General features: G+C 55.4%; 5 protein-coding genes. All 5 read left to right on the plus strand.

Annotated elements, in window-relative coordinates:
- The first annotated feature begins 178 nt into the window (after positions 1-178).
- The 5 genes from JRI95_14610 (at position 179) to glnE (ending at position 9,014) form a co-directional block, all read left to right on the plus strand.
- Positions 179-1,252, plus strand: a complete 1,074-nt coding sequence (locus JRI95_14610; protein MBW2062773.1) for a potassium channel protein — start codon at positions 179-181, stop codon at positions 1,250-1,252.
- A 360-nt stretch (positions 1,253-1,612) separates the two neighbouring features.
- Positions 1,613-1,951, plus strand: a complete 339-nt coding sequence (locus tag JRI95_14615) for a P-II family nitrogen regulator (protein MBW2062774.1) — start codon at positions 1,613-1,615, stop codon at positions 1,949-1,951.
- Between the two features lie 29 nt (positions 1,952-1,980).
- Positions 1,981-4,545, plus strand: a complete 2,565-nt coding sequence (glnD, locus tag JRI95_14620; GenBank protein ID MBW2062775.1) for a [protein-PII] uridylyltransferase — start codon at positions 1,981-1,983, stop codon at positions 4,543-4,545.
- A gap of 59 nt (positions 4,546-4,604) precedes the next feature.
- Positions 4,605-6,017, plus strand: coding sequence for a type I glutamate--ammonia ligase (glnA, locus tag JRI95_14625; protein MBW2062776.1), 1,413 nt, complete (start codon positions 4,605-4,607; stop codon positions 6,015-6,017).
- Positions 6,018-6,107: 90 nt separating this feature from the next.
- On the plus strand, positions 6,108-9,014 hold the full coding sequence (gene glnE / locus JRI95_14630) for a bifunctional [glutamate--ammonia ligase]-adenylyl-L-tyrosine phosphorylase/[glutamate--ammonia-ligase] adenylyltransferase (protein MBW2062777.1): 2,907 nt from the start codon (positions 6,108-6,110) through the stop codon (positions 9,012-9,014).
- The last annotated feature ends 106 nt before the right edge of the window (positions 9,015-9,120 follow it).

The raw sequence follows: 9,120 nt of genomic DNA on the forward strand, positions 1-9,120 counted from the left end.
CCTCGAAACCTTAATTTTATTCTGACCCAGAACAGGATCGAGCCATTATCACTTCCTCAAAAGTGGAAATATATGAGGCTAAATAAGAAAATTCCGTTACAACGCAAATGGCTCTAGAGAGAAAAATCTTGCCTTATAAGCCACTTAAGTCGTAAAATAGTCTAGTCCAAGGAATCCTATGCAAAACGATAGCTCGCGCCGCAATATAATCGTCTCCATCTGCCTGAGTATATTCATCCTTGCATGTGGCACCGTCGGGTACGCCCTCATCGAGGGCTGGGAACTCCTGGATGCATTTTATATGACCATTATCACCGTGGCCACCGTTGGTTACGGCGAAATACGACCGCTCAGCCCTGTCGGCCGGGTCTTTACCCTCTTTGTTATCATCTTCGGCGTGGGCAATGTGGCCTATCTCATCGGCCAGCTCACCCGAACCATGGTCGAAGGCAGTCTGAGAAGAGTCCTGGGGAGGCGAAAATTGGAAAAACAGATCAAGGCCATCAAGAATCACTATATTATTTGCGGCTACGGCCGCATCGGCCACTCCATTACGCAGGAGCTAGCCGTCAATAACCTGCCCCTGATCGTGATTGAAAATGACCCGGGGATCATCGAGCAGATTGATCAGGACGGCCATCTCTATGTCGTGGGTGAAGCCACTGATGACGATAACCTGATCAGGGCCGGGATCGAACGCGCCTGGGGCCTCGTGGCCGTGGTCAGTTCCGACGCGGATAACGTCTATATCGTCCTCACAGCTCGGGCCATGAATGAAAATCTGTTCATCGTCACCCGGGCCAGCCAGGAGAAATCCGTGAGCAAGCTCGAGCGCGCCGGAGCGGATAAGGTTGTTTCTCCATACCAGATCGGCGCCCGAAATATGACCCAGACCCTGCTGCGTCCGGCTGTGGCGGATTTTATCGAAAGCACGGTCCACGGCCGGGGGGACCTTGACCTGGCCATGGAAGAAATCCTGGTGACGCCTCGGTCCGAGCTTAAGGACATCACACTCAAAGATTCCAACATTCGCCGGGACCTGGACCTGATCGTCATTGCCATCAAAACGACTAATGGGAATATGATCTTCAATCCCTGGGCCGAGGCGCGTTTTCAGGTCGGGGATACACTCATCGCCGTGGGCCAGCGCAAAAACATGGAACGGCTGGCCAAGTTACTAGGGGCTGACACCCTGACCATATATCCTGCCCGGAAAGCTCCCCGCCCGGAACCTGAGGAAGCTGAGATTTGAATTGACCCTCTGCCTTAAGCTATGGAGGTCGGGTTTAAAAAAATTGTCAGATTAGGCCTTGAGGCCATCTGTGTTTTTCCCGTCATTCACTCAGTATGGATGAAAGAGCTTGTCAAAGCTTTCCATGGAAAAAGCAAGGAACAAACACGTTCCTACATTTTTGTACTTTTCAGTTAAAATTACGACATTTTTGTCGTAAGTTTTAAAAATACGATAAAGTAATTTTATGTTTATTCAATGAATATCAAATCGTTATAAAAAGAATCCCAATTTGGCCTGACTCTTGCCCTAAATCAATCATTGAATCCAATTACTTGGTACGGGGTGGAGTCTTCAAAGGCAGAAGGTGGAGGAAAACCCATGGTCAAGATAGAAGCCATCATCAAACCATTTAAGCTCGAAGATGTAAAGGACGGACTCAACGAAATCGGCGTGCAGGGCATGACCATCACCGAGATTAAAGGCTTCGGCCGTCAAAAGGGACACAAGGAGATTTACCGCGGCGCTGAATACGTGGTGGAATTTTTACCCAAGATAAAAATAGAGATTGCCGCCGAGGCTAGTCAGGCCGACGAGATTGTGCAGACGATCCAGGACACGGCCAGAACCGGGAAGATTGGTGATGGGAAAATCTTTGTTTTTCCTTTGAGTGAATGCATACGTATTCGTACCGGCGAGAGAGGTCGAGACGCCCTTTAATACCCGTGCTTGATATTCAAGAAAAAAGAATGGAGCTCATTCAGGCGCTTTCTCAGGACCTTTCTGGAGTTGACTTTGCCTCCGCCTATACCGCCCTGCTGGACGATTATGTCAAGGGGCTGTATGTGGAGGCCGGCGGGCAAGCCTTGCGTTCAAGGCTGGCTCTGGTGGCGCTGGGCGGTTACGGTCGGGGTGAGATGGCCCCGTATTCAGACGTGGATTTGCTTTTTCTTTACGATTCTGATTTTGAAGAAGAGAAAATCAGGCCGGTGGTCGAGGCGGTGCTTTATCCACTGTGGGATCAGAAGCTCGCGGTGGGCCATGCCAGCCGTACGGTTGACCAGTGCCAGGCCATGGGGCGCTCTGATTTCATGACCCTGGTCTCCCTGATCGAGTCGCGTTTCTTAATAGGGGATGAAGAACTTTTCACCCAATTTTTTAGCCGCTTTCGACGCTGGCTGAGTTCGAAGACGCAGCGCCGAGCCTTCTTCAAGAACCTCAGAAAAAATATCGAGGCGCGGCATCAAAAATATGGGCAGAGCCCCTACCTTTTGGAGCCGGATGTGAAAAACGGTCAGGGCGGGCTTCGGGATATCCAGGCCATTTTTTGGGCCGGCCTTGGTCTCTATGAGTTTTCCGGATTTGCGGAACTGGGCCAGGCCGATTTTCTGCCTCGGGACGGGGCCGAGGTTCTGACTGAGGCTCGTGATTTCATGATGGGCGTGCGTGCTCAGCTCCATTGCCTGACCACCGCGAAGAACGAGATGCTGACTCTTGCCTTTCAGGAAGACCTGGCCGGCCGTTTCAGGTATGAGGATGCGGGAGACATTACGGCCGCGGAACGGTTCATGCAGGATTATTACACTCATGTTTATTCCGTCAGTAACAGCCTGGATTATCTTTTGAGCCGGGTTGAGGAGGACCTTCGCCCGCCCTCGGTGAAACGGATAACCAGACATGCCCGCATCGTGGAAAAGGGCCTGTTCGTTCGGCGCGGGCTGGTGGAGCTGGCCTCCTCTGCGGACGTTCGCCGCCGGCCGGTCCTGATGATGCGTGCCTTTGAGGTGGCCGTCAGTGAGGGGCTTCAGCTCAGCCATCAGGCCCTGGACATCATTCGCGCCAACCTTGATCTGGTTGATAAACAATATCGGTGTGATGCGGAAGTTGCTCACTCTTTTTTCCGCGCCCTGTCGGCCACCCCGCCCGGCCCGGTCGCCGCGCCTCGCACCCTTCAGGCCATCCAGGGTGTCAACTTTCTGGCCGCCTACATTCCGGAACTGGCGCCGGTTATGGCGCGGGTGCAGCACGACGCTTACCATCTTTACACCGTGGACGTGCACCTCGTCCTGACGTTATGGGAGCTTAAAAAGATTGCAGCCAGCGGGGAAGGGAGAGATGATTTTGAACGTTCGATTTTGGAGCAGGTCAAGGAACCGGGGATTTTATATCTGGCGGCGTTCATTCATGACATTGGCAAAGGTCTTGGGCATGACCATGCTCGCCGCGGCGCGGGGATGGCCTCTAAAATTGGAACCCGCCTCGGCTTGAGTCCCGAGGCGACCGAAACCCTGGTCTTCCTGGTGGCGGAACACCTTTTCCTCATCGAAACCGCTACGCGCCGGGACCTGACCGAGGAAAAGCTCATTCTTAGTTCAGCGCAGCGCGTCGGGGATTTGGACCGACTGAACATGCTCTATCTTTTAACGATTGCCGATTCCAGGGCCACCGGCCCCAGGGCCTGGAATCAGTGGAAGGCTTCCCTGCTGCGCGATCTTTACACCAAGGTTTATCATGTCCTGACCCGCAGCGACCTGGCTGGCCGGGAGGCGGCTCATCAGAGGGAAAGACTTAAGATCGAGGTAAAGAAAGCCTTGAAAGGCAAGATGGACCCGGATCAGGTGGAAGCCAGGCTTGAAAATGTCTCGGCCCATTATCTCTCGGTCATGACCGCCAGCCAGGTGGCCCGGCATCTGCTTCTGGAGGAACAGCTCGGCGACCAGGTCATGGTCTGGGAGGTCAGGGACACGAACGAGGGTTATTATGAAGTCACCCTGGCGACCAAAGACCGGCCCGGTCTGCTGGCGAGCATGGCCGGAGTCTTCACCCTCAACAGCATCAACATCCTGGGAGCTCAGGTCTTTACCAGGGAAAACGGCATTGCTATTGATATCTTCCACGTTGACCCGCCTCCTGATCCTATTTTTGTTGAGGAAGCCTGGGCCAAGGTCGAGAACGATGCGCACCGGGTCCTGACCGGGGAGATGGCTTCGGATTTCCGCCTCTCGCCCCGGCGGCCGATGTTCAAGGCTCCTAAGGCCCGACCTTACCGTCCGTCCAGGGTGGAGGTGGATAATGAAATTTCGGATTTTTACACTGTCATCGAGGTCTTTACCCATGACCGGCTCGGCCTGCTCTACAGTCTGACCCAGACGATCTTCGATCAGGACCTCACGATTCACACCGCCCGAATTTCCACCAAGGTTGATCAGGTCGTGGATGTATTTTACGTGCGCGACTTCGACGGCCAGAAGGTGGATGAACCGGCTAGAATCAGGGCCTTGAAAGAGGCCCTGACATTGACCCTTGAAAAATAGATAAAAACTCAACCCCCAGGTTCATGCCAAAGAGGATAATAAAATAGAGGAGAAAAACAATGACACCAGAAAAAGTATTGGAGATGGCCAAAAAGAAAAAGGCAGCCATGGTTGACCTCAAGTTCATGGACTTCCCTGGCATGTGGCAGCACTTCACCCTGCCTATCGCCTCCCTGGAGGAATCCTCCTTTGAAGATGGTTTCGGGTTTGACGGTTCCAGCATCCGGGGCTGGCAGCCCATTCACGCTTCGGACATGCTGGTCGTCCCGGACCCTGACACAGCCATGATGGACCCCTTCACCGAAGCCCCGACCCTGTCGCTCATTTGCAACATCGTAGATCCGATCACCAAGGAAGCGTATTCCCGGGACCCGCGCTATATCGCTCAGAAGGCTGAGGCTTACATGAAATCAACCGGGCTGGCGGACACGGCCTACTTCGGGCCTGAGCCTGAATTCTTCATCTTCGACGATATCCGGTATGATAGCAACCAGCACAGCGCCTTCTATTTTGTGGATTCGGTCGAGGGCTTCTGGAACACCGGCCGGGAGGAGAATCCAAATCTTGGGCATAAGCCGCGATACAAAGAAGGATATTTTCCGGTGCCGCCGACGGACTCCTGCTACAACCTTCGCAACGAGATGGCCCTGCAGCTCATGGAATGCGGTATCGAGATCGAGGCCCAGCACCACGAGGTGGCCACCGCCGGTCAGAGTGAGATTGACATGAAATACTCCCCCCTAGTCGAGATGGGGGATAAGCTGATGCTCTTTAAATATATTGTTAAAAACGTGGCCCGGAGGCATAACAAGACCGTGACCTTCATGCCCAAACCCGTCTTTTCCGACAACGGTTCGGGTATGCACGTCCATCAAAGCTTGTGGAAAAAAGGCAAACCCCTCTTCGCCGGGGAGGAATATGCCGGCCTTTCCCAGATGGCCCTGCACTACATCGGCGGCATCCTGACCCACGCCAAGGCCCTCTGCGCCTTCTGCGCCCCGACGACTAACTCCTACAAGAGGCTGGTCCCCGGGTTCGAGGCCCCGGTGAACATGGCCTACTCCAGCCGGAACCGTTCGGCCGCGATCCGCATCCCCTTGTATTCCCCAAGCCCTAAGGCCAAGCGGGTCGAAGTTCGCTTCCCTGATCCGTCCTGCAACGGCTATATGGCTTTCTCGGCAATGCTCATGGCCGGGCTGGATGGCATACAGAACAAGATCCCCGCGGGCGACCCGCTGGATAAAGACATCTATGCTCTTTCCCCGGAGGAGCTGACAGATGTGCCTTCGGCGCCTGGTTCCCTGGAAGAGGCGCTGCGGGCCTTGGAGGATGATCATGAGTTTTTGATGAAGGGCGATGTTTTCACGCGGGATGCGGTGGATATGTGGCTGGAATATAAGATGGAGAACGAGGTGAACGAACTGCGGCTTCGGCCTCACCCGTATGAATTCAGTCTTTATTTTGATGTCTGACGACCATGCAGTGAGGGGAGACCTGAAAAGACATGCCTTAGAAACTCTCTGATTCATAAAGGCTGAAACCGGCTTACGCCAGAGATGAGTATGGTGACTCACACACAGACCCAGGGTCATGATCGCGAAGAGATCATCCTCAGTCTGTTCTCCCCGACTGAGCGCGCCGCGATTACAGAGGATGAATCCGCGGCCGGCGCTCTCCGGACCCTGGCCGCTTACTCTCCGGCCTTGATCCAGGCCCTGGCCGCGCGGCCCGAACTGGCCCGCTGGTTGTTTTTAAAGCGATCTTTCCTGCATCCAGCCGTGCTTGAGACCTTGTCCCAAGAACTCGCGGCTCGAGCCGGGGAAGCAGGCGACCTCAAAGGACTTCAGGTCTGCCTGCGCCGCTTCCGGCTCCAGGAACTGGCCCGTCTGGCTGTCCGGGACCTGATTGGCCGGGCCGATCTGGCTGAGGTCATGGAGACCCTGAGCTCCCTGGCCGAGGCCTGTCTTGTTCAGGCTCTTGATTTTGCTACGCACAAGGCGGCGGCCCGCTTTAACCTCCCGAAGCACAACCTGGGACTGGTCCCGATCATTCTCGGCATGGGGAAACTTGGGGCCAGAGAATTGAACTACAGTTCAGACGTGGACCTGATTTATCTGTACCAGCCCCTTTCATCGCCCCCAGACTCGCCGGGCGCCCAGGTGGTGGCTGAGTTTATCTTCACCACCGTGACCAGGGCCATGTCGGAAGTGACCGAGGACGGTCTTGTCTTTCGCGTAGATCAGGACCTTCGTCCCGGAGGTAAGGATGGCGCTCAGGCCCAGTCGGTCGAGGCGGCTTCAAAACACTACCTGGCCCTGGGGCAGCCCTGGGAGAGAATGGCCTTGCTCAAGGCCCGACCCGTGGCGGGAGATGTTAATGGCGGCCTTGAGTTTCTCAATTTACTGACCCCGTTCATCTTTCGCCGCTACCTGGATTACACCTCCCTGGAGGAGCTCAAAGTCCTGAAGGCTCGCTTCACCGAGGAAAAAAGAATCAAGCTGCGTCGGTTGAATGCTCGTCGTCCCTCCCTCCCGGCTGTTAACGTCAAACTTTCTCCGGGCGGCATTCGCGAGGTTGAGTTCTTTGCTCAGGCCCTGACCATCACCTTTGGCGGTCGTCTGCCGCATCTTCGTCTGATCGGGACGCTTAAGGCCCTTTCGGCCCTGACAGCTGAAGGGATCATCAGCCCAAAGGATTCGGAAGAACTGTCTAAGGCTTACGTCTTTTTACGCACCGTGGAGCATCGGCTTCAGCTTCGGGAATTGACTCAGACCCAGGTTTTGCCTCGAAGCGAAACCGCCCTGGATAACCTGGCCCGCTCCATGAATTTTCCAGGCAAGGCGCGAAACGCTTTCCTGGCCGAACTACAGGGCCACATGAACCGCATCAACTCCTGTTTCCAGCTTCTGCTGGCTGAGCCTGAAGAGGCCGGAAGAGACACGAAAACGCTTCATGAAGATGATGTATCCGAAAAAATCAGATTCCTGTTGAAGAATCTGGATGACCAAGCCTCGAGCCTGAACCTGCTTCAGGAGCTCGGGTTTAAGCGTCAGGAAGCGGCCCTGGCTGCATGCCGAACCATCCAGGAAGAACGCTATCTTCCCGACAGCCTGGCCCGCTATCGCCAGCAGCTGGAGCGGCTCATGCCCGCTCTCATTACGCAGGCCTCTCAGGCCCCGGACCCGGACCGCGCCCTGGCTCATCTGGAACGCTTCCTGAATCGGATCGGCCCCATGGGCGGCTTCCTGCTTCTGCTCGAAGAAAATCCCAAACTGATTCACCTCCTGGCGACGCTGTTTGGCACCAGCGATTACCTGGCGCAAATCCTGATCAATCACCCTGGCATCCTGGACAGCCTCATTGACCGCCGCAGTGCCCGCCTGATAAAGGATCGGGCCGCACTGACCGAGGACCTCTCCACAGTCCTGCATGGTGAAGAAGACCCTGAAGCGCGCCTCTCACTCATCCGCCGTTTTAAAAACGATGAAATCCTGCGCCTGGGCCTCTTTGACCTTTTGGGGGAGCTGAACCTGGATCAGGTCCAGACCCAGTTGACCTCACTGGCAGAGGTGATCATGGACTACACCCTGACCCTGGCCGCCGAACTTGTCCCCGGCGGGAAAGGCCTGCCTCTGGCCGTCATGGGCCTGGGCACCTTGGGCGGGCGCGAACTGAATTATCGTTCAGACCTTGATCTTATCTTTGCCTTAGGCGGCCGGACAGGCAAGGAACAGGCAAATATCGAGAACGCGGTGCGCGTGGTGCAGCGCTTTATCTCCTTTCTCTCCCTGCCTCTGTCCGAAGGGCCGGGCTATGAGATTGATTCGCGGCTTCGACCTTCCGGGACCTTCGGCCCCCTGGTGGTCACTCCGGCGTCCCTGGCTCGGTACCACCAGACGTCTCAGCTCTGGGAACGGCAGGCTTTACTCAAAATGCGCCGGATTCTAGGCCCGGTCAACCTGGGGAGCCGCATCAAAAGCCTGACTAACAGAGCTGTTTTCAGCGGTCCCTTACCCCCTGACGCGGTCGAACGAATTCACCATCTCCGGCAGCGTATGACCCGGGAACGCGGCAAGCTCAGACCGGGCATGATCAGCTTTAAGTTTTCACCGGGCGGGCTGGTGGATATCGAGTTCATGACCCAGTATCTCCAGATGGTCTACGGCCGGGAATATAAAGGCGGCGTCCGGTCCCCTTCCACCAGAAAAGCACTGCTGGCCATGCAAAGACGCGGCCTCGGGCCAAGAGGCCTCAAGGAGGTGGCTCAGGCCTATGAGCTCATGTCCCGCATGGTCAACCGCCTTGGCTTGATCCATGTGCGGGGCGGGGATGAAGCCGCTTACACCGAGCAGGAGATCGCGGCTCTGAACCTGCCCGGTATGCCCCGCCAGATAGTGGCCGCGCTCAAGAAGGCCATGGCCCGCGTTACGCGAGTTTACTCGGAAGTTTTTTGCCAGACTACTAATTAGTGCCTGTCCGGGAATGAGGTAATTCAGTTCAGGATAAGCGTCAAATAGCAATTGTCAATCGTTTCATTTCGAATGGTCGAAATGAATTTAACTTATTTAAGTTAAA

This window comes from Deltaproteobacteria bacterium (assembly GCA_019308995.1).
Lineage (GTDB): Bacteria > Desulfobacterota > Desulfarculia > Adiutricales > JAFDHD01 > JAFDHD01.

Bases quoted from the DNA above. Each gene is read 5' to 3' on its own strand.
- glnE (MBW2062777.1), top strand. From the start codon at position 6,108: ATGGTGACTCACACACAGACCCAGGGTCATGATCGCGAAGAGATCATC.
- JRI95_14615 (MBW2062774.1), top strand. From the start codon at position 1,613: ATGGTCAAGATAGAAGCCATCATCAAACCATTTAAGCTCGAAGATGTA.
- glnD (MBW2062775.1), top strand. From the start codon at position 1,981: ATGGAGCTCATTCAGGCGCTTTCTCAGGACCTTTCTGGAGTTGACTTT.
- glnA (MBW2062776.1), top strand. From the start codon at position 4,605: ATGACACCAGAAAAAGTATTGGAGATGGCCAAAAAGAAAAAGGCAGCC.
- JRI95_14610 (MBW2062773.1), top strand. From the start codon at position 179: ATGCAAAACGATAGCTCGCGCCGCAATATAATCGTCTCCATCTGCCTG.